Origin of the sequence: Brevibacterium ravenspurgense, from assembly GCF_001584615.1 — a bacterium.
GTDB classification, from domain to species: domain Bacteria; phylum Actinomycetota; class Actinomycetes; order Actinomycetales; family Brevibacteriaceae; genus Brevibacterium; species Brevibacterium ravenspurgense.
Map to the genome: position 1 here is coordinate 74199 of NZ_LQQC01000012.1, position 20338 is coordinate 94536.

Here is a 20338-nt window from a genome sequence, read left to right on the forward strand (position 1 = left end):
GTCCTCCAGAGTGGTGTTTATTGAGTTATTTGCAGTCGGTTTTCTATCGGCTACTGGCCTTGCTCGTTATTTATCTAGTCATTTTGGAGACCCTTAGCCATTCGCACGGGATTTTACATCAGGGCAGTTTTCGTGTCAATGTTCGTGCGTCGTTGATTTTGCCTATTGTTAGTTTCTGTTCGGTCAATAGCGCGGTCAAATCTAAGTTTTAGTCTTCCGTTGTTGCTTCTCGCAAGTGTGTGCTTGTATTCGGTGTGGCATATAGTCGTTTTCTTAGTTGCTTTCCCAACGCAGAAGGTTGCTTTGTTGTCGCTATTCATTCTGCGAATTCGTTTTCGTGGCGCGTTCAACTCACCATTCGTGCCGGGTTTGTAGCCTCGATCGCCTTTTTCGGTGTTCTTGTGAGTACCCTTGTTCGCGTAGGTCGTATGAGCGTTTTGCAGCCGGCTTGTAGTTGGATGTTGGAGTCGACGCTCGCCTTGTCGTGAGATTGCTAAAACGGTGGAACCTGTCTATCAACGTTGGGCGACTCTGAATTCTGTCCTGTCGCCATCAGCTTCAGATCGCGGGGCTGGGCTGGTGCGGTGGGTGGGCTGAGAGCGGGGTTCGGTTCAGCTGTCCCTGCGGGCAAGCCCCTGAACCGGCTCAACTCCCAGGAGTCTGCGCAGGCGCCCCAGGTTGAGGCTGCGGGACTGGGAGAGCTTGCGCACGGCGTAGCGGTCGAGGCCGTCTTTTGGCTTGCGGCCGGTCTTTTCGCGCATCCACGCTGTCGTCAGGGCGAGGTCGGCGGCGCGCTCGTCAAAGCGGAACGGCACGAGCCCCGCGCGTGCCATGAACGTGTTGATGGCGTCACGCAGAACATAGGGTTCGGGGTCGGCCACATTGATCGGGCCGTAGGCCTCGGGGTGCTTGAGACCTGCGAGCACGGCGGCGGCCACATTGTCTGAACTGGCCAGCGCTGTTTTCTGGCGGCCGCCTCCCGGAAGTTCGACGAGTCCCTTCTTGCTGGCAAGCGACTGAATGAAGGGGAAATTGCGCCTGTCGCCGGGTCCGTAGACGGGGGCGGGGCGCAGAATGAGGGCGTCCGGGCGCAGGCGGGTGACGACGTTTTCGGCTTCGACCTTGGAGCGTTCGTACTCGGTGGTGAAGCATTCGAGTTCCGCGGGGCCACGCTCTTCGTACAGGTCCTTGTAGCCGCGGCGGGGATCGTAGACATCGGCGCACGACAGGTAGATGAAACGCGCCTTGGGGAAGGCATCGAGCACATTGCGGGTCCCCGTGACATTGGCGCCGTGGGCATCATCCCGCGACAGGTGAGCGCCGCTCACTCCGGCAGCGTGAATGACAGCGGTGAAGTCACGCCCGGCGAAACGGTTATCAGCGGGCGCGCGGATGTCCCATTCGACGTGCTCGACGGAATCATCGAGAGGCGCGGACGTCCCAGCGCTGACCGGAGTGTGGCCGGCTTCGCGCAGTGCGGAGATGACGGCGCGCCCAATGCATCCGGAAGCGCCGGTGACAAGAACGGTCATACGCGTAGGTTAACGCGCTTAGACCGCTTTGGCCGGGAAGCCGCGAGTGTCGCCTAGTTGCGGTCGATGTTCTTGCTGACGAGCCCCTCGGCCTCGGAATGGTCGTGGCTCCATTCGGGGGACCGCTTTTCGAGAAAAGCGGTGATGCCCTCCTGGGCGTCATTGAGCACGGCGTTGTCGGCCATGACCCGGCCCATGCGCGAATAGGCCTCGGTTGCGCTCAGTGAGATCTGCTCGTAGAAGGCGCGCTTGCCGATCGAGACCGTGGTTGATGAGGACTGGGCGACCGTGCGGGCCACCTCGAGTGTGCGCTCGCGCAGGGCGTAGGCCGGTGCGGTGTGCGAAACAAGGCCGCGCTGGAATGCCTCTTCGGCTTTCATCGGCTCGCCGGTCAGGAGCATTCGCATGGCCGTCTTGCGGTTGACCGCGCGTGACAGCGCCACCATCGGGGTCGAACAGAACAGGCCGATGGTCACACCGGGTGTGGCGAAGGAGGCGCTTTCGGACGCGACCGCGAGGTCGCACGTGGCCACCAGCTGACAGCCCGCAGCGGTGGCCAGGCCCTGCACTTCGGCGATGACAGGCTGCGGAATCGACTGGATGATGCGCATGAGCAGGGTGCAGGTGTCGAAGATGTTCTGCTGTGTTGCGTGGTCGCTGCCCTGGACTTCGCGCAGATCGTGGCCGGCGGAGAACACCTTGCCAGTGGACGCCAGCACAACGGCGCGTACGTCGGTGTCCTTGCCGACCGTGCGGAAGGCGTCGATCAGTTCGTGCATCATCTTCCGCGACATGGAGTTGCGGTTTCCGGGGCTGTTGAGGGTTACGAAGGCAATAGGGCCGTCGTATTCGAGCGTGACCAGTTCTTCAGACATGTGTTCAGTCTGCCAAAGTCCGTGCCGGTGCGGAAAGAATATGTCAGAAATCATGGGTTGAGTGGAATAGACTCAACCTTATTGAAGTTACCTGTATGAACGTAGTTTTGCACGAAGGGAGGTGTCCCCATGGACACCAAATTCACGTCACGGTCGCAGGTGGCTCTTTCCACCGCGATCAAGGACGCCGCGGAGCGCGGAAACTCGCAGGTTGAGCCTGCGCACCTCCTCGCTGCTCTGCTCGAGGGCGAAGACAGCATTGCCGGCGCCCTCATCACTCACCTGGGTGGACGCCCCCAGGAGATTCGCAGCCGTGCCCAGGCCATCGTTGCCGGACTGCCGTCCGCCAGCGGATCCTCCGTCAGCCAGCCGCAGCTTTCACGCGCCGGACTGTCGGTCATCAGCAGTGCTGAAAAGGAAATGCAGGCACTCGGTGACCAGTACGTGTCGACCGAACACCTCCTTCTGGGTATTGCAGCTGATTCCGGTGAAGCCGGTCGGCTGCTCAGTGCCGAAGGCATTTCCCGCGATGCACTGCTGGCCGCTCTTCCGGAGGTTCGCGGTGGTCGCAAGGTCACCAGCGAAAACCCGGAAGACACCTTCCAGGCTCTCGAAAAGTATGGCCTCGACCTGACCCAGCAGGCCCGCGACGGCAAACTCGACCCCGTCATCGGCCGTGACTCTGAGATCCGCCGGGTCATCCAGGTGCTGTCGCGCCGCACCAAGAACAACCCGGTGCTCATCGGTGAGGCCGGTGTCGGCAAGACGGCCGTTGTCGAAGGCCTTGCGCAGCGCATGGTCGCAGGCGACGTCCCTGAAAGTCTGCGCGGCAAGCAGCTGGTCAGCCTCGACCTGTCGGCCATGGTTGCCGGTGCCAAGTACCGCGGCGAGTTCGAAGAGCGCATGAAGGCCGTTCTTGAGGAGATCAAGAACTCCGAAGGCCAGATTGTGACCTTCATCGACGAAATCCACACGCTCGTCGGCGCAGGTGCCACGGGGGACTCCGCAATGGATGCGGGCAATATGCTCAAGCCCATGCTGGCCCGCGGCGAACTGCGGCTGGTAGGTGCGACGACGCTCGATGAGTACCGCGAGAACATCGAAAAGGACCCTGCCTTGGAGCGCAGGTTCCAGCAGGTGTTCGTCGGTGAGCCCAGCGTTGAGGACTCGATTGCGATTCTGCGCGGTCTGAAGGAGCGCTACGAAGCTCACCACAAGGTGACGATCGCAGATTCGGCTCTCGTGGCCGCCGCTTCGCTGTCGAACCGCTACATTACGGACCGGCAGCTGCCGGACAAGGCCATCGACCTCGTTGACGAGGCCGCCAGCCGCCTGCGCATGGAAATCGATTCGGCACCCGTCGAAATCGACCAGCTGCAGCGCGACGTTGACCGCCTCAAAATGGAGGAAATGGCCCTGTCGGCCGAAACCGACGAAGCCTCGAAGGAGCGCCTGGCCGCTCTGCGTGAAGACCTTGCAGACAAGCAGGAAACCCTGTTCGGTCTGACCGCTGCGTGGGAATCGCAGCGTGCAGGTCTGAACCGCCTGGGCGAACTGCGGCAGAAGCTCGACGATCTGCGCAGTCAGGCTGAGATCGCGCGCCGCGACACGGACCTCGAAACCGCTTCGCGTCTGCTGTACGGCGAAATCCCGCAGGTTGAAAAGGAGATCGCCGCGGCAGAAGAAGCCGAATCGGCAGCCGGCCAGACCAAGCAGATGGTGGGCGAACAGGTTACGGCCGACGACATCGCCGAAGTCGTGTCGTCGTGGACGGGCATTCCCGCCGGCCGTCTGCTGGAAGGCGAACGGGAAAAGCTGCTACACGCCGAAGAGCACATCGGTAAGCGGCTCATCGGCCAGAAGAAGGCCGTTGAGACGGTGTCGGACGCTATCCGCCGTGCACGCGCCGGGGTTTCCGACCCCAACCGCCCCACGGGTTCGTTCCTGTTCCTGGGTCCGACGGGTGTCGGCAAGACGGAGCTGGCCAAGTCCTTGGCTGACTTCCTGTTCGATGACGAGCGCGCCATGATCAGGATCGACATGTCCGAATACGGCGAAAAGCACTCGGTCGCCCGTCTGGTCGGGGCCCCTCCGGGCTACGTCGGCTACGAAACGGGTGGTCAGCTGACCGAGGCTGTCCGCCGCCGGCCGTACTCGGTGGTCCTGCTTGACGAGGTCGAGAAGGCTCACCCGGACGTCTTCGACATCCTGCTGCAGGTGCTGGACGACGGTCGGCTGACCGACGGTCAGGGCCGAACTGTTGACTTCCGCAATACGGTGCTCATCCTGACGTCGAACCTGGGAAGCCAGTTCATGGTGGACCAGACTCTCGATGCCAAGACGAAGGAAGAGTCGGTCATGGACGTGGTGCGCACCGCGTTCAAACCGGAGTTCCTCAACCGTCTGGATGACGTCGTCATGTTCGACGCTCTCAGCCGCGAGGACCTCGCTCGGATCGTCGACCTGCAGATCGACGCGATGCAGCAGCGTCTGAGCGATCGCCGCATTGTTCTGGACATCACGCCGGCTGCCTCGGATTACCTGGCGCAGGAAGGCTACGATCCGGCGTTCGGCGCTCGCCCGCTGCGCCGTCTGGTGCAGCGCACGATCGGCGATGGCCTGGCCAAGGAGATCCTGGCCGGCGAAGTGCGCGATGGCGACACCGTGCGCGTCGATACCGCCGAATCCGGTGGCCTGTCGATCGTTCCGGTCGAGCACGCTGACTGACGCGGGCTGTTCACACGCGAGGGGCGCGGAGAAACTCTCCGCGCCCCTCGTGCTCTGTGCCGTAGAAGTCGGTCAGGCGGTCTTGCTGTAGTCCTCGGACATCTTTGAGCCGTCCTTGCGCTGGACCGCGCAGACGATGTGCCTGTTGTCGGGGTCCTTCCACCCCGTTGCATTGGGGGTGAAGAAGACCATTTTGAGGTCGTCAGCGACAGCGCGATCGGTGTCGAGTTCGAAGCGCGCGGACTTGCAGTAGCTTTCGCCGTCCTTGCTCAGTGTGCTGTAGCCGGGATAGGTATCCGACTGGTCGGAGGTTCGGCCGACCGAGAAGATCTGGTGAACGTGGGGTTCACTGCAGGGCACGGTGGCTGGTGGGCCGGCAGTGGAAAGGTTGATTACGCAGTCACCGGCTTTGAGCTTTCCCAGGCTGGTTGCGATATCGCTGCCCGGGGGAGGCGCGTCACCATCGTCCTGCGATCCCGGGTCGTTGGGGTCTCCTGTGTTCTCCGGCAGAGGTGCCGGTTTGCTGTCAGGTGACGAGGTGCCGGGTGCGGGTTCTGCTACCGGGTCCTTCTTGAAGGCGAAGAAGCCGAAGAGGCCGAGCCCCAGCGCGCCGATGATGATGAGCACCAGGACCAGTCCGCCACCGACGAGCCCGATGATCAGCCCCGTGTTCTTCTTTTTAGGCGGAGGTGGAGGTGCCCCGAAGGGCGAAGGCTGTGGTCCGCCGGAGTAGGGAGGCTGCTGGCCGCCGCCGTACTGCGGGGGCTGCCCGCTGCCACCGTAGGGTGACGCCTGCGGGGCGCCGCTTTGGTGCTGCGGCTGCCCACTGCCGCTCTGGTATGGGGACTGCTGGTTGCCGCCGTACTGCGGGGGCTGCCCGCCACCACCGTGTTGTGGAGGCTGCGGCCTATGTCCGTAGGGTCCTGGGGGCGGGTTGGTTGGCGGCTGTGCTGGCATGAGAACTCCCTGTCAGATGCGGTAGTCCACCCAAACGGGCGCGTGGTCAGATGCTCCTTTGCCCTTGCGTTCTTCGCGGTCGATGTGGGCGTCGACAGCGGTGGCGGCAAGGGCCGGTGAGGCCAGTTGGAAATCGATGCGCATGCCCTCCCTCTTAGGGAAGCGCAGGCGCTGGTAGTCCCAGTAGGTGTAGACGCCGGGGCCGGGGGTGAACTGCCGGGTGGTTTCCTGCAGGCTCGCGTCGGTGAGGCTGCGGAACGCTTCGCGTTCGGGTTCGGACACGTGCGTCAGACCGTCAAATGCCTCCATGTCCCAGACGTCTTCGTCGAGCGGGGCAACGTTGAAGTCGCCGACCATGACGAAGCGGTCGTCGGGGTCTGCGGCAAGCCGGTTCGCTGCGACGTCGCGCAGGCGGCTCAGCCAATCGAGCTTGTAGTGATAGTGCGGGTGGTCGAGTTCCCGCCCGTTGGGCACGTAGAGCGAATAGACGCGCACCCCGCCGGTGTCGGCCGACAGTGCGCGGGCTTCGAGAGCGTCGTTGAATTCGGGCATGCCCGCAAAGCCGATTTCGACATTGTCGAGACCAACGCGGCTGGCGATGGCAACGCCGTTCCACTGGTTGAGGCCGTGGTAGGCGACTTCGTAGCCGCGGGAGGAGAAGATGTCTTCCGGGAACTGGTCGTCACGGCACTTGAGTTCTTGAATCGCCAAGACGTCAACGTCTGAGCGGTCAAGAAAAGCCCCGATGCGCTCGGCTCGGGCTCGGATCGAGTTGACATTCCAATTCACAATTCGCACGAGTCCACCCTAACGGCTTGCACTGACACGGTCACGGGTCTTGTTGTCAGGAAACGTGCGCGGGTCTGTGGAAAGCATGAGAGGGCCTGAAGAACAGCCGTCTGGCCTGCGATAAAGGCGAATTTCCAAAAATAATGTCCGCATCGTGAAAATATACATGCGAAGGAATTATTATTTATGTAAGCTTGATCACGTCGGCTCGGTGGGGATCGAGCAGACATCACGGACGTATGGGGATGCGTCCAGGTACTCGAGGGGAGTGCTCCGAAGGCCCGGCCACTGACGGCCGGGCCTTCGATCGTTTGGGGAGGGCGTCCTGACGGGTTGAGCCGAGCCCCCAAAAACACCCTTTAGCCGGAATCCGCGCCTTAGCCGTAGGGAGACTCCCTTTAGCCGGTTTCTGCGCTTTAGCCGCCACTGCTGAGGGGAGTTTTTGTTGCTAAAGCGTGGGTGAGGGTCTGGGGAAGGCTCCCGAGGTCCCAGGTGAGCGGCACCTCGTGGTTTTCAGTCGGGCTGGCTGCGGTTGGTGAAGCAAAAACTCCCGTTAGCCGGAATCTGCGGCTTAGCCGTTGGGAGACTCCCTTTAGCCGGAATCTGCGCTTTAGCAGTGACTGCTAAGGGGAGTTTTTGTTGCTAAAGCGTGGGTGAGGGTCTGGGGAAGGCTCCCGAGGTGCAGGGGTGGGGGTTTGGTTGGCGGGTGTGCGGCACCCCGGGCTGCCGAGGTGGAGTTCCGGTGCCAGGTGAGCGGCACCTCGTGTTTTCAATCGGGCTGGCAGCGGTTGGCGAAGCAAAAACACCCGTTAGCCGGAATCTGCGGCTTAGCCGTTGGGAGACTCCCTTTAGCCGGAATCTGCGCTTTAGCCGCCACTGCTAAGGGGAGTTTTTGTTGCTAAAGCGTGGGCGGGGGTCTGGGGGAGACTGCCGAGGTGGAGGTCACCTCCCAGCCGAGCGGCACCTCGTGGTTTTCAGTCGGGCTGGCTGCGGTTGGTGAAGCAAAAACTCCCGTTAGCCGGTTTCTGCGCCTTAGCCGTAGGGAGACTCCCTTTAGCCGGAATCTGCGCTTTAGCCGCCACTGCTAAGGGGAGTTTTTGTTGCTAAAGCGTGGGCGGGGGTCTGGGGGAGGCTCCCGAGGTGAGGTTCGGTGCCAGGGGTGCGGCACCTCGCGGACTGTCGAGGTGGAGGTCACCTCCCAGCCGAGCGGCACCCCGGGCTCCCGAGGTGCAGGTCCGGGTGCTCCCGAGGTGCCAGGTGAGAGGGTTCCTCCCTACTCCATGTGAAGTGGCGCTCATGCCCGCGAATACAATGGCGGCCATGACCGACACACGTTCGTACGATCCTGCGCAGACACGCGAAGAGCTGCTGAAACTCATCGACTCCCTGGCCGTTAAGCGCGGCAGCTTCACCCTGTCTTCGGGGAAGCAGGCCGACTACTACCTGGACCTGCGCCTGGTGACGCTCGACCACCGGTCGGCGCCTCTCGTGGGCGACATCGTCCTCGACGTCCTCGAAGCCGAAGGCCTGCTGGACTCGGTTGATGCCGTCGGCGGGCTCACCATGGGCGCTGACCCCGTGGGAACCGCCACCATGCACGCCTCCGTGCGTCGCGGCACCCCGCTGGACACCTTCGTTGTGCGCAAGCAGGCAAAAGAACACGGCATGGGCAAGCGCGTCGAAGGACCGGACGTCCGGGGCCGTCGCGTCGTCGCTGTAGAAGACACGTCGACAACCGGCGGATCGGTTCTCACCGCCGTGGAAGCCCTGCGTGAAGCCGGTGCGGAAGTCGTCGCCGTCGTCGTGGTCATGGACCGCAACACCGGTGCGCGCGAACGCGTTGAAGCAGAAGGTCTGCGCTATCTGACAGCATTGACCACCGCTGACCTCGGCCTGGACTGAAGTCACGCGGCGAAAGTCCGCAAAGGAAAGGACACCCTGTGCTCGAACTGTCGTCCATCACTGTGAAGTCGCAGCGCAGACTGTGGCTTGACGACGTTTCCGTCAAAGCGACCCCGGGGCGCATCCTCGGTGTTGTGGGCCCCAAGGGCGCCGGCAAAACCGAACTCGCCCGCGCCATCATGGGCATCATCGAACCCGAAAGCGGCACCGTGAAGCTCGAAGACAACGAGCTCGTCGGCGGTGACCGCCAAAACTTCGGCTACTTGCCCGCCGAACGCGGCGGCTTCCCCTCCATGAAGGTCATGGAGCAGATCGTCTACATGGCGCGCCTGCACGGCATGACGCTCGGTGCGGCAGAGCGCAACGCGGTCACCCTGCTTGCCCGTCTCGAACTGTCGGACCGCGCCTACGTTCCGCTTTCCCAGCTGTCGGGAACCGAACAGGCTCGCGTGCACATCGCCGCGGTTCTGGCCGCTGACCCGGATGTCGTCGTCATCGACGAAATCGGCGAGGGCCTCGACATGGCCTCCGCCAAGCTCGTGTTCGGCCTGCTGAAGGACCACGCGGACGCCGGCGTGCCCATCATCGTCACGTCTGACGACTGGGAGCTCATCGAACAGTACGCCGACGACATTCTGGTGCTGGGCCACGGCAGCGTCATCGCCCACGGAACAGCCAAGGAGCTGCGGAAGGAACACGCGGCCAAGGCCAAGGCCAAGACCGGCGCCAAGGCCGACGCTCAGCCCGCCAGCCTGCGGGAGATCTTCAAGGAGGACGTCTGATGGCAAACAAAGATCACGGCGAGGATCACGACAACATCAGCACCACCTCGTACACGGACCTCGGCGGGGGAGGGAAGGCCCTCGACCCGCACAACCTCGGTGACGAACCGGTGGGAGAACTCGCAGAGGTTCCCGATGAGCTGCGTGAGGACACCGGCGATGAAACCAAGACGGGGCTCGTCTCCGAGTTCCGCGACCTCACGGGTGGGCAGGCGTCCTACCTGGTAGCCAACCGCGAAACCTCGCAGGCGCTGCGCAGTCCGCTGTTCGCAGCGACCGCGCTCGCACTCATCATCGGCGTGCTTGCTGCGCTCATCATCGGCTTTTCGCGCACCGGTGTGTCCGCCGGCAGCGGCGAAAGCGTTGCCATGATGGTGCCGGAAGAGCAGAAGGACCAGGTTGCACAGCAGCTTCCGCAGGTCGAGCAGCAGCTGGGCATGTCCGTCACGATCGTCACGAGCGTCGAAGAGGGCCAGGACGCCGTTAAGAGCGGCAAGGTTGATGCGTTCCTCCTGCAGGACCCCACGGGTCAGGGCAACGACCAGCTGATCGCCAAGAACCGCATGCCGCAGGCAATCATCGACAAGCTCGTCAACACGCCTGACGTCACCTACGTCGACGGTGGGCCCATTGATCCCGCAACCGGCGAGGTCGTGGCCTGGACGATGGCCGCGTTGACCCTGGCTGCAGGACTGAGCCTGGGTGCTTTGGCCTACCGGGGTGTGCGCGAAGAGCGCCGCACCCGCACCAGCGAAATCATTGTGGCCACCATCCCGCCGCGCTCGGCGCTGTGGGGCCGCATTTGGGGGCTGACGCAGCTGGCTCTGCTCCTGCTGGTCATCACGGCGGTGGTCGGCCTGCTGGGCATGTCTGTCATCGGTCTGGCCGGCGAGGTGTATGCGGCTCTGCCTGCGCTCGGCTGGTTTGTTCTGAGCTATGCCTTCTATGCGGCTGCGGTCATCGCACTCTTCGCGCTCATTGCAATGGGTGCCAAGCAGCGGGGACGCCGGATCGGCGCGGCTGTTGTGGGAGTTGTCATCGTCGTGATGGCGTTCCTGCCGATGCTGCCGTTCATGGCTGACAGTCTGCCGCAGGTTGCCGCGTGGTTGCCGTTTGCCGAACCGACCGGTGTCGGCGCGCTGTACCTGCTGACCGCCGCCCCGTGGTGGCACGGTCTGGTGGCCGCCGCTTCGGCCGCTGTCGTCGCGGTTGTTCTCGTCATGCTGGCGATCTCGCGCTACACGAAGACCGTGCTGTCGGGTGCCGGCATCGCAGGCCGTCCGGCTGTTGCGAAGGCAAAGCTCAAGAACGAACCGAAGGGCAAGGCTGACAAGGTCGACACGGCTGACGAGGCGGAGGAAGCCGACGACGCTGCCGAGGCTGAGGAAGCCGACGACGCTGCCGAGGCTGAGGACGCTGAGGAAGCTGACAAGGCGAAGGTCAAGGAGGCTGACGGCAAGTCCTCCAAGGCCGACTCCGCTAAAGCTGGCTCCGCCAAGGCCAAGAAGCCCAAGAAGAAGGCCGGCAAGTCCGTGAACGAGGATGACTGAGCCGTCATCTCCCACCGCGGAGCCGACAGCCGCAGAGCCGGCTGAATCCGCAGCACCCTCCCACGGGGTTGGCCCGTGGGAGGGCGAATGGCCCGACGACGAGCGCTATGATCCCGAGCTGCTGCGCGACGGCGACCGCCGCAATGTGGTCGACGGGTACCGCTACTGGACGATGGAGGCGATCATCGCCGACCTCGACCAGCGTCGCCACGGCTTTCACGTGGCGATTGAGAACTGGCAGCATGACCTCAACATCGGTTCGGTTGTGCGCACAGCCAACGCCTTCAACGCGGCTGCCGTGCACATTGTCGGCAAGAAGCGCTGGAACCGCCGAGGCGCCATGGTCACCGACCGCTACCAGCACGTTCTACACCACCCGAGTGCCGACGACCTCGCGGCTTGGTGTGCCGAAAGGAACCTGCCGCTGATCGGCATCGACAACTTCCCCGACTCAACGCCGCTCGAAACCTATGACCTTCCGCGGGACTGTGTGTTTCTGTTCGGTCAGGAGTCCATCGGGCTGACAGACAGTGCGCACGAAGCCTGCGAAGCCGTCCTGTCAATTGAGCAGTACGGTTCGACCCGCTCCATGAACGCGGCTGCCGCAGCGGCAATCGCGATGCACGCCTGGATCCGCAGGTGGGAGTTCGGGCAGACCGTCAGCTAAGAGCCCGTCAGCTGACGGTGCGCGCAGCCGACGGCAGAAAAACCCAGCACAAAGCACGAGGTGCCGCTCACCAGAAAAGGTGAGCGGCACCTCGTACTTTGTCTTGCCTGAGCCGGAACTCGGCTCAGCCGCACAGATCAGAGGTCAGCTGCGTAGGGTTCGAGCAGACCGCCGACTTCGCCGAGTTCGGCCAGAGCCTGGTCGGGAGCGGCGAAGGTGCGGGGGATGACGGTCAGCCGCTTGGCGTAGTGGCCGATGGGGTATTCCATCGTCATGCCGATACCGCCGTGCATCTGGATGGACTCCGAGAAAATGTGCTTTGCTGACTGGTCGATGATGACCTTGGCGGCGAGCACGTCCGCGTGGCGGGTCTTGGAGGTTCCGTCGGTGTCAGCCTCGATGGCGAGCTTCGAGTACAGCGCCATCGACTTGGCCTCTTCGAGCTTCGCGTAGGCGTCTGCCGCGCGGTGCTGCAGGGTCTGGAAGACGCCGATCGGCACACCGAACTGTTCGCGGGTCTTGAGGTAGTCGGCCGTCATGAACAGTGCGGCTTCCATAGCGCCGACTGCTTCAGCGGCGAGGGCTGCCTGAGCGGTGTCGAGGACGCGCTCAATCGCTGCCGCCGCATCGCCGGCTTCCAGACGCTGGGCTGTCGCACCGTCGAAGAGGACGGATGCGCTGCGCAGGCCGTCAGCCTGGGTGCGCGGGTCGACGGTCACACCGTCGGCGTCGGCCTTGACGAGGAACAGGCCGAGCTCACCGTCGACCGTTGCCGTGACGACGAAGGTGTCGGCTGCGTCGCCGCCGATGACCTGCGCCTTTTCGCCCGAAACGGTGTAGCCGTCACCGGAGGCCTGAGCCGTGGTGGTCGGGTTGAGGAAGTCGTAGCGGCCGGCCGGTTCCTGCGCGGCGAGGGCCAGCTTGAGTTCGCCGGCTGCAACCGCGGGCAGCAGTTCTGCCTTCTGGTCTTCGCTGCCTGCGGCCTGGATGAGGCCGGCACCCAGCACGACGGTCGGCAGGTAGGGTTCGAGCACGAGTGCGCGGCCGAACGCCTCCATGACGACTGCGACTTCGCCAAAGCCCATGCCGGCGCCGCCGTATTCTTCTTCAATCGGCAGCGACATGAGGCCCAGCTGTGCGAACTGGTCCCACATCTGCTGGCTCCAACCGGCTTCCGAGCGCAGAATCTCTTCGCGCGCTTCAGCGCTGTACTTGTCTTTCAGCAGGCGGCCGACGGTCGATTTGAGTTCCTGCTGGATGTCATTGAGTTCAAGATCCATTTTCTATACCTCTCGTTCTTCAGCAGGTCACAGACCCAGGATGGCCTTGGAGATGATGGAGCGCTGGACTTCGGAGGATCCTCCGTAGATCGTCACCTTGCGCATGTTGAAGTAGCGTGCCGTGGCAGAGACAGCAGCCTGGGGCAGGTTGGTGAAGCCGTCGCGGGTCTGTGCGGAGTCGACGAAGTCCATGCCCTGCGGGGCGACGATGTCCATGAGCAGTTCGGTGATGTCCTGCTGGAGTTCCGAACCGCGCAGCTTGAGGATTGACGACCGCGGGTCGGGTGCGTCGGAGCCTGCAACCTGGGTGGACAGAACGCGCAGCTGCATCATTTCGAGTGCCTTGAGTTCGGCTTCGATCTTGGCGATCCGGGTGGAGTACTGCGGGTCGTCCAACAGCGAGCCGCGCTGGGTCTTGGTTGCTGCGGCGTAGGCCTTGGCGCGTGCCAGGTTGACCTTGGATTCGCCGACGCGGGCGATGCCGGTGCGCTCGTTGCCCAGGAGGAACTTGGCGTAGGTCCAGCCCTTGTTCTCTTCGCCGACGAGGTTCTCGACGGGAACTTCGACGTTTTCGAAGAACACTTCGTTGACTTCAACGCCGCCGTCGATCGTCTGGATGGGGCGAACCGTCAGACCGGGGGAGGTCATGTCGATCAGCAGGAATGAAATACCGGCCTGCTTCTTCACGTTGGGGTCGGTGCGGACCAGGCAGAAGATCCAGTCGCCGTACTGGCCGAGTGTGGTCCAGGTCTTCTGGCCGTTGACGATGTACTTGTCGCCGTCGCGCACGGCCGAGGTCTTCAGCGATGCGAGGTCGGAACCGGCGTTGGGTTCGGAAAAGCCCTGCGACCACCAGATGTCGAGGTTGGCGGTGGCCGGCAGGAAGCGGTCCTTGATTTCCTTCGAACCGAAGGTGTCGATCACGGGGCCGACCATGGACGCGTTGAACGGCAGCGGGTGCGGAACGCACGCGGTCTGCATTTCGTCCAGGTAGATGTGGCGCTGGACGGGGGTCCAGTCGCGGCCGCCGTATTCCAGTGACCAGTTGGGGACGGCCAGGCCGTGCTTGTTGAGGATGCGCTGGCTGGTGACCATGTCGTCCTTGGAGACTTCCTGGCCGATTGCCACGCGGTAGCGGATTTCTTCGGGAATCTCAGTGCGGTAGAAGTTCCGCATCTCTTCTGCGAATTCCAACTCTTCTTTGCTGAAAAGGCTGTCCATCGGTCCTCTTCCCCGATCGAATTTGATCGTTCGTTTGGTTGGTTTGAGCCCATACTATGACCCGCGCCGCATTTTGGGAAAATCTGTGTCTGCCAGTACCGGGTAACGAGGTGCCGGGCTGGCTGGCGCTTGGGCTGCCGAGGTGCCGGCTGGGGCCGGGTGGGTCAGCTCTGGGCGGCTTGTTCGGCTCGCTTCTGGCCGGGACCAGTGCGCGGCACGGCGAGCATGAGTACGAGTCCCAGCAGCAGGACGACGATGATGCCGGCGGCACCCGCGCGTTCGAAGCCGAAGATGGTGATCGACAGGCTGAACAGCCACGGGCCCAGGAAGCTGATGGCCCGCCCGGTGGTGGCGTAGAGGCCGAAGTTCTCGCCGGCGCGCTCCGGGGGAGTGATGCGGGTGAGGAACGAACGGCTCGATGCGTTGACCGGCCCGACGAACAGGCACAGGAACAGTGCGCACGCCCAGAACACGGTGGGACTGTCGGAGAGCAGGATCGGCACGGCGCCAATGCACAGGCAGGTCAGGCCCGTGATGATGACCGCTCTGGGGCCAACAGCATCGTCAAGCGGGCCGGACACCAGGCAGCCGATGGCGGCAACGACGTTCGCGGCGATCCCTAGGTAGATGACCTCAGTTTCCGTGAACCCGTAGGCAGAAGCAGCGAGCACACCGGCCACCGCGAAGATCGTGGTCAGGCCATCGCGGAAAACAGCCGAGGCGATGAAGAAGACAAAGGTTTGCCGGTCGTTCTGGAAGAGGTCCTTCAGCCTGCTGAACAGGTCCTTGTAGTCCTGCTTCCAGCTGGTGAACCATTCAGCAGCCCGGTTCCCGGAACGCGCCCGGGCGGTCTGCACCTGAGCCCCCGACGCATCGCGCGGGGCCAGGAAGATCAGCGGAACAGCCCACACGGCAAACCACACGGCGGTAGCACCTGCCACCAGCCGGAACCGCCAGCCGCCTTCGCTGACCGCCCCGAACAGTCCCACCTCGGGAAGGATGAAGGCGAACAGCGCAATGAGCAGCATCGCGAGCCCGCCCAGGTAGCCGAAACCCCAGCCGATGTTCGACACTTTGCCCACGCTGTTCGGTGCGGCAATCCGCCCGAGCATCGCGTTGTAGCTGACCTGGGCCAGTTCGAAGAAAACGGAAGCGGCGGCCAGGAAGATCAGGCCGGGCAGGAAGAACACCGGTTCGCTCTTGATGAACGCCAGCGCGAAAACGCAGGCGACGACGACGCCGGTGTAGATGGTCAGCAGGCGCCGGTGGCGGGACTTCGCATCGGCGCGGGCGCCCGCGGCGGGAGCGACAACAGCACCGACCAGGCCCGCCAGACCGGAGGCCCACCCCAGCGCGGCAGCGCCCGAAACCGGGTCCTCGGAAACCGCCTTCACGAGGTACGGGGCGAACACGAAGGTGACGATCACAGCAGAGTAGGCCGAGCTTCCCCAGTCCCACAGAGCCCAGGCCGCAGCCTGCACGAGGTTCGTGCGGGCGGGCGGGGCAGGGTGTCCGGGTTCGGACGAGGTGCCGGTCGGAGTTCCAGCCGGGACTTCGGACGAGGCGCCGGCTGGCTGGCCGTCGAGCGGGCCGGCTGAGTCAGTGCTTGGGCTCATGTTGTTAAGACTACGGTCAAATTCGGGTGCGTAGAATGATTCCGACTGAAGCAATCCCCTAAGCGCAGGAGTGTTCATGGCAATTGCAACCCCTGATCAGTACGCCGAAATGCTCGACCGGGCCAAGGAGGGCGGTTTCGCCTACCCGGCCATCAACGTCACGAGCTCCCAGACGATCAACGCCGCACTGCGCGGCTTTGCGGAAGCTGAATCCGACGGCATCATCCAGTTCTCTTTCGGCGGTGCTGAATTCGCCTCGGGTGCAACCGTCAAGGACCGGATCACCGGTTCGATTGCGCTCGCCGAATACGCGCACACGGTTGCGAAGAACTACGGCGTGACGGTCGCTCTGCACACTGACCACGCGCAGAAGGACAAGGTTGAAGACTGGGTGAAGCCGCTCATCCAGGTGTCCCAGGAGCGCGTTGATCGCGGTGAAGACCCGCTCATCCAGTCGCACATGTGGGACGGTTCGGCCATTGAGGTTGGCGAAAACCTTGAAATCGCCGAAGAGCTGCTCGAACTGACCAGCCGCGCCAAGCAGATCCTCGAAATCGAGGTCGGTGCTGTCGGCGGTGAAGAAGACGGTGTCAAGGGCGGCGAAAACGACAAGCTGTACTCATCGGTCGAAGACGGCCTGGCAATTGTCGACAAGCTCGGCCTTGGAGAGCGCGGTCGCTACATGACCGCTCTGGTCTTCGGCAACGTGCACGGTGTGTACAAGCCCGAACACGTCCGCCTGCGTCCTGAGCTGCTGAAGGAAATCCAGGACGAGGTCGGTGCGAAGCACGGCAAGGATAAGCCGTTCGACCTGGTGTTCCACGGCGGTTCCGGTTCGACGGCACAGGAAATCGCTGACGCTGTTTCCTACGGTGTCATCAAGATGAACATCGACACCGACACCCAGTACGCGTTCACGCGCCCCGTGGCCGACCACATCTTCACCAACTACGAAGGTGTGCTCAAGGTCGACGGCGAGGTCGGAAACAAGAAGATGTATGACCCCCGCGCATGGGGTCGTGCGGCTGAGGCCGGTATGGCTTCCCGCATTGTCGAGGCCTGCCAGCGACTCGGCTCCGCCGGCACGAAGATGAGCTGACGGGCTCCCGCCCGCCAGAAACACGAGGCGCCGCTCACCGAAAAGGTGAGCGGCGCCTCGTGTTTGGGGCTGCCTGGGTTACAGCGCGGTGTTGATCAGATCAGTGTGCGCCAGGTACCGCGGGTGTCGTAGACGATGGTGCTCTGCAGTCGGCGCTGGTCGAAGCTCTTGAACTCCGCGTGGTCGACCAGCAGCAGCACGATGTCGGCTGTCTCGACGGCCGATTCGAGATCGGTGAGCTCGACGTTGCCCTTCTCGGCCAGTGATGCGGGGAGCTCCTCGATGTTCGGTTCGACGGCGAGGATGGTTCCGTCGGGCAGGCGGTCAGCGAGCGTCTGGGCAATGTACATGGCCGGGCTTTCGCGCAGATCGTCGATGTCGGGCTTGAACGCCAATCCGAGGACAGCCACGCGGGGTTCTTTGAAGCGCTGGGCCTTGGGCACCACCTGGTTCAGGACGTACTCGGGCTTGGAGTCGTTGACCTCGCGGGCAGTGCGGATGAGCTGGGCTTCCTCAGGGGCCGCTGACACGAGGAACCACGGGTCGACGGCAATACAGTGCCCGCCGACGCCCGGGCCGGGCTGCAGGATGTTGACGCGCGGATGGTGGTTCGCCAGGTCGATGAGCTCCCACACGTCGACGTTGAGCTTCGAAGCGACGACTGAGAGTTCGTTGGCGAAGGCGATGTTGACGTCTCAGTAGGCGTTTTCGACAAGCTTGGCCATTTCGGCGGTGCGGGCGTCGGTGATGTGGAACTCGCCGTCACAGAACAGGCGGTAGAGATCGCGGGCGCGCTCACCGGCATCGCCGTTGAGGGATCCGATGATCCGGTCGTTGGTCCTGAGTTCGACGATGATGCGGCCGGGCAGCACGCGCTCGGGGCAGTGGGCGAAGTACACCGTGTTCGGCTTGTTGGGATCCAGTGTCAGGTCGCTGCGCGCTTCGAGGATGACGTCAGCCATGTGTTCGGTTGCGCCCGGGGGTGAGGTGCTTTCAAGAATGACGAGCTCGCCGCCGGTCAGCTGCGGTGCAATCGATTCGGCTGCCGCGCTGATGTACGACAGGTCCGGGTTGTGGTTCTCGGCGAACGGGGTTGGCACGGCGACGATGTAGGCGTCAGCTGCAGGAACTTCGGAGCTGGCGCGCAGCCGCCCCTGGCTCACCGCTCCGGCAAGGACGGTGCCAAGATCCGGTTCGACGAACGGCACTTCACCGCGATTCACAAAGTCAATCGTGCGCGGGTTGACGTCCATTCCGGTGACGTCTGCGCCACCGGCGGCGAGTACGGCTGCAGTCGGCAGACCGATGTATCCAAGCCCGATGACGGCCACGTGCGGGGCCGCGGGCGGTGCTTCTTTGGTCATGATTCTCCTCTTGGCTTTCTAGTCAGAACAGGTAGTGGGCGGCCGTGTAGCCGAAGGCGTGTACATCGCTGTTGGCCAGCAGCAGTGCGTCATCAACCTGCCAGGTGTGCGCATGGTCGGTGCGAACCTGGAGGAAGTTGAAGCGGTCTGCAGAGTAGATGGTGCCTCCGTTCGCCACGAGGCGTTTTTGCAGGTCGGTGTCTTCTCCCCGCAGCAGTTTTGCGAACTGCAGCCCCTCAAAAACCTGCCGAGGAGCGGTCATCGTCGGGCCCATGACGAGGTCGGTGAATCTGTGCTCGCGTTCCGGGAATCGGCACATAACAATATTCGAACTGGTGAGGTACAGGTAGTGCGCCTGCTTTCCCACCATGTCCGCCGCAGAGTATCGGAGCGCTGCGAGCTGGTCCGATACGTAGTGTTCGCCATAGATGTCGTCGTCGTCCATCTTAAGAAGAACGTCCCCGCTGGATGCGCCGATCGTATGATTGAGGCATTCACCCAGAGTTTCTGCAGGTTTTGCGCTCAGCAGGACCAGATTCTCGATTCCGAGGTGCGCTGCTTTTGCGCGGACTTCAGACTCCTGGAGATCGAAACCGTGCGCGAGCAGCACGAGCTCGAGCTGAGCATGGTCCTGTCGAGCAGCCGTTTCCAGTACGTGATCGAGTTGTGCGGGCCGGTTGGTTGAGACGAGCAGTGATGCAGACCGGGCAATCGGGTCTGAGTATTCGATTCCGACACTGTCCATGATTGTCATGGCTCGGTGAGAGTACGTGTGCTCTTTCCAGATCCTGCGCTGCGCCAAGTGCACAGTGCGGTCGCGCAGCTCCGGGCTGCGCACGAGTGCTCGCAGGGTGAGTCCCGCCTCTTCGCGGGTGCTCGGCTGGAGGACTTCGTCAGCGGGGAAGAACGCGGCGGTTCCGGCGCTGGGTGCTGAGACAACCGGTGTGCCGCTGGCGGAGATTTCGAAGATGCGGCGCGCGCACATGCTCGGCGAATCGGTGACGGAGTTGACGTTGAGGAAGGTCTTGAACGCCTTATAGGCGGTCAGCATGTTCTCATAAGGCAGGGATCCCAGGACGTGCTGATCCAGCGGGGGAGGGAACTGGTAGCGTTCGTCCCCGCCGTGCTGTCGGGAGAAGATCTCTAAGCCGCGGTCCATTTTCGGGCTCACGTCCGCAGCCGCGCCGAGCAGCCATTCCATCTGCTCGCGTCGCTCCGGGTAGCGGTGAGCGAAGTACATCCCCGCGAAAGCCACGTCCCAGCTGTGCTGCCCCGCAGGCAGACGCTCAGGGTTGTGGACCGCCGGCTGTGCCGCGAAGCTCAGCGGGGCAACTCGATCATGTCCGAGATCAGCCCGGTACTGCTCGAGCAGTCGAATGTCCGACGTGAAGACGACATCGAAGAGGCTGGCTGCCTCGAGGAAGTCGGCGTAGTGGGGAGGGTCCTCCTTGTTCCAGAACACGGTGGGAATTCCGCGATGCCTGCACTCCGTGAGCAGCTGTTTGACGTCTTCCTTGACTCCGGAGGTGCCGGTCAGCTGGTACTGCCATTGACCGCCATTGCCGTTCCATGCGGATTCGACGAAGACGAAGTCAAGGGTGTCGAGCTGCTCAATCCAGCCCCGACGTTTGAGGGGCACCAGATCCCATTCGGCTGCGAAAGCGAATTCTGAGAACTCATCGAGGATGGTGCCGACGCGCACAGCGTCGAAGACAGGTGTGCGAGGGCGCGGTGCCGCGGCTGGGAACTGATCGGTGAGCGGGCCCCCGGAGTCGTACGGTGTCCGAGCAGACGGCTGAGTCGGCACGCGGCGTCGCCGCCACCACGTTCGAACTTGCGTTGGGCCACCCTTGCGGAGGTGCCACAGTGCTGTGCGGGCGAGTGCAAGTGCTCCGCGCGGTCGCTGTGAGGAAGTGGTCACCGGTCTCCAAAGCTGAGTGTGTCGGACTGAGTCGAGAGAGGGGCGTTCGAACAGTC

The 20338-nt window shown here is 63.2% G+C and carries 14 protein-coding genes and 1 pseudogene; 6 read left to right on the plus strand and 9 right to left on the minus strand.

Annotated elements, in window-relative coordinates; all coding sequences use genetic code 11:
* Positions 1-611 precede the first annotated feature (611 nt).
* Positions 612-1532, minus strand: a complete 921-nt coding sequence (locus tag Bravens_RS09005) for an NAD-dependent epimerase/dehydratase family protein (protein WP_062022621.1) — start codon at positions 1530-1532, stop codon at positions 612-614.
* Positions 1533-1585: 53 nt separating this feature from the next.
* A complete protein-coding gene (locus Bravens_RS09010; RefSeq protein ID WP_062022625.1) occupies positions 1586-2407 on the minus strand; it encodes an enoyl-CoA hydratase in 822 nt (273 codons plus the stop codon).
* A 129-nt stretch (positions 2408-2536) separates the two neighbouring features.
* On the opposite strand from Bravens_RS09010, the gene clpB reads away from it, so the two are divergent.
* Positions 2537-5134, plus strand: a complete 2598-nt coding sequence (gene clpB, locus Bravens_RS09015; protein WP_062022627.1) for an ATP-dependent chaperone ClpB — start codon at positions 2537-2539, stop codon at positions 5132-5134.
* Positions 5135-5206: 72 nt separating this feature from the next.
* Here the strand turns inward: clpB and Bravens_RS10570 are convergent, their stop codons facing one another.
* Together Bravens_RS10570 and Bravens_RS09025 are read right to left on the minus strand one after the other, a co-directional pair.
* Positions 5207-6091 carry a hypothetical protein gene (locus tag Bravens_RS10570; RefSeq protein WP_157452743.1) on the minus strand — a complete coding sequence of 295 codons (885 nt, stop codon included), beginning with the start codon at positions 6089-6091 and terminating at the stop codon, positions 5207-5209.
* 12 nt (positions 6092-6103) lie between these two features.
* A complete protein-coding gene (locus Bravens_RS09025) occupies positions 6104-6889 on the minus strand; it encodes an exodeoxyribonuclease III (protein ID WP_062022632.1) in 786 nt (261 codons plus the stop codon).
* A gap of 1302 nt (positions 6890-8191) precedes the next feature.
* Here Bravens_RS09025 and pyrE point away from each other — a divergent pair.
* From pyrE to Bravens_RS09045, 4 genes are read left to right on the plus strand one after another with little or no spacing between them, the layout of a single operon-like run.
* Positions 8192-8782, plus strand: a complete 591-nt coding sequence (pyrE, locus tag Bravens_RS09030; RefSeq protein WP_019175916.1) for an orotate phosphoribosyltransferase — start codon at positions 8192-8194, stop codon at positions 8780-8782.
* Between the two features lie 38 nt (positions 8783-8820).
* The gene (locus Bravens_RS09035) at positions 8821-9564 is read left to right on the plus strand and encodes an ABC transporter ATP-binding protein (RefSeq protein WP_062022635.1); all 744 of its coding nucleotides are present in this window, start codon (positions 8821-8823) and stop codon (positions 9562-9564) included.
* On the plus strand, positions 9564-11114 hold the full coding sequence (locus Bravens_RS09040; RefSeq protein WP_062022638.1) for an ABC transporter permease: 1551 nt from the start codon (positions 9564-9566) through the stop codon (positions 11112-11114). The genes Bravens_RS09035 and Bravens_RS09040 overlap by 1 nt, the downstream gene beginning before the upstream one ends.
* Positions 11107-11781: a TrmH family RNA methyltransferase gene (locus Bravens_RS09045; protein WP_062022641.1), complete on the plus strand. Its 675-nt coding sequence runs from the start codon at positions 11107-11109 to the stop codon at positions 11779-11781. Before Bravens_RS09040 ends, Bravens_RS09045 begins: the two co-directional genes overlap by 8 nt.
* A gap of 137 nt (positions 11782-11918) precedes the next feature.
* Here Bravens_RS09045 and Bravens_RS09050 read toward each other — a convergent pair whose 3' ends face one another.
* The 3 genes from Bravens_RS09050 to Bravens_RS09060 form a co-directional block, all read right to left on the minus strand.
* A complete protein-coding gene (locus tag Bravens_RS09050; protein WP_062022644.1) occupies positions 11919-13061 on the minus strand; it encodes an acyl-CoA dehydrogenase family protein in 1143 nt (380 codons plus the stop codon).
* A 27-nt stretch (positions 13062-13088) separates the two neighbouring features.
* Positions 13089-14282 carry an acyl-CoA dehydrogenase family protein gene (locus tag Bravens_RS09055; protein ID WP_062022646.1) on the minus strand — a complete coding sequence of 398 codons (1194 nt, stop codon included), beginning with the start codon at positions 14280-14282 and terminating at the stop codon, positions 13089-13091.
* Between the two features lie 164 nt (positions 14283-14446).
* Positions 14447-15898: an MFS transporter gene (locus Bravens_RS09060; RefSeq protein ID WP_244878148.1), complete on the minus strand. Its 1452-nt coding sequence runs from the start codon at positions 15896-15898 to the stop codon at positions 14447-14449.
* A gap of 76 nt (positions 15899-15974) precedes the next feature.
* Between Bravens_RS09060 and fbaA the strand changes: the two genes are divergently transcribed.
* Complete coding sequence (gene fbaA, locus Bravens_RS09065; RefSeq protein WP_062022652.1) at positions 15975-16997, plus strand: class II fructose-bisphosphate aldolase; 1023 nt, start codon at positions 15975-15977, stop codon at positions 16995-16997.
* Between the two features lie 95 nt (positions 16998-17092).
* Here the strand turns inward: fbaA and wecC are convergent.
* Together wecC and Bravens_RS09075 are read right to left on the minus strand one after the other, a co-directional pair.
* A pseudogene (wecC, locus tag Bravens_RS09070) lies at positions 17093-18361 on the minus strand (UDP-N-acetyl-D-mannosamine dehydrogenase).
* 22 nt (positions 18362-18383) lie between these two features.
* On the minus strand, positions 18384-20168 hold the full coding sequence (locus tag Bravens_RS09075) for a glycosyltransferase family protein (protein WP_244878149.1): 1785 nt from the start codon (positions 20166-20168) through the stop codon (positions 18384-18386).
* Positions 20169-20338 lie beyond the last annotated feature (170 nt).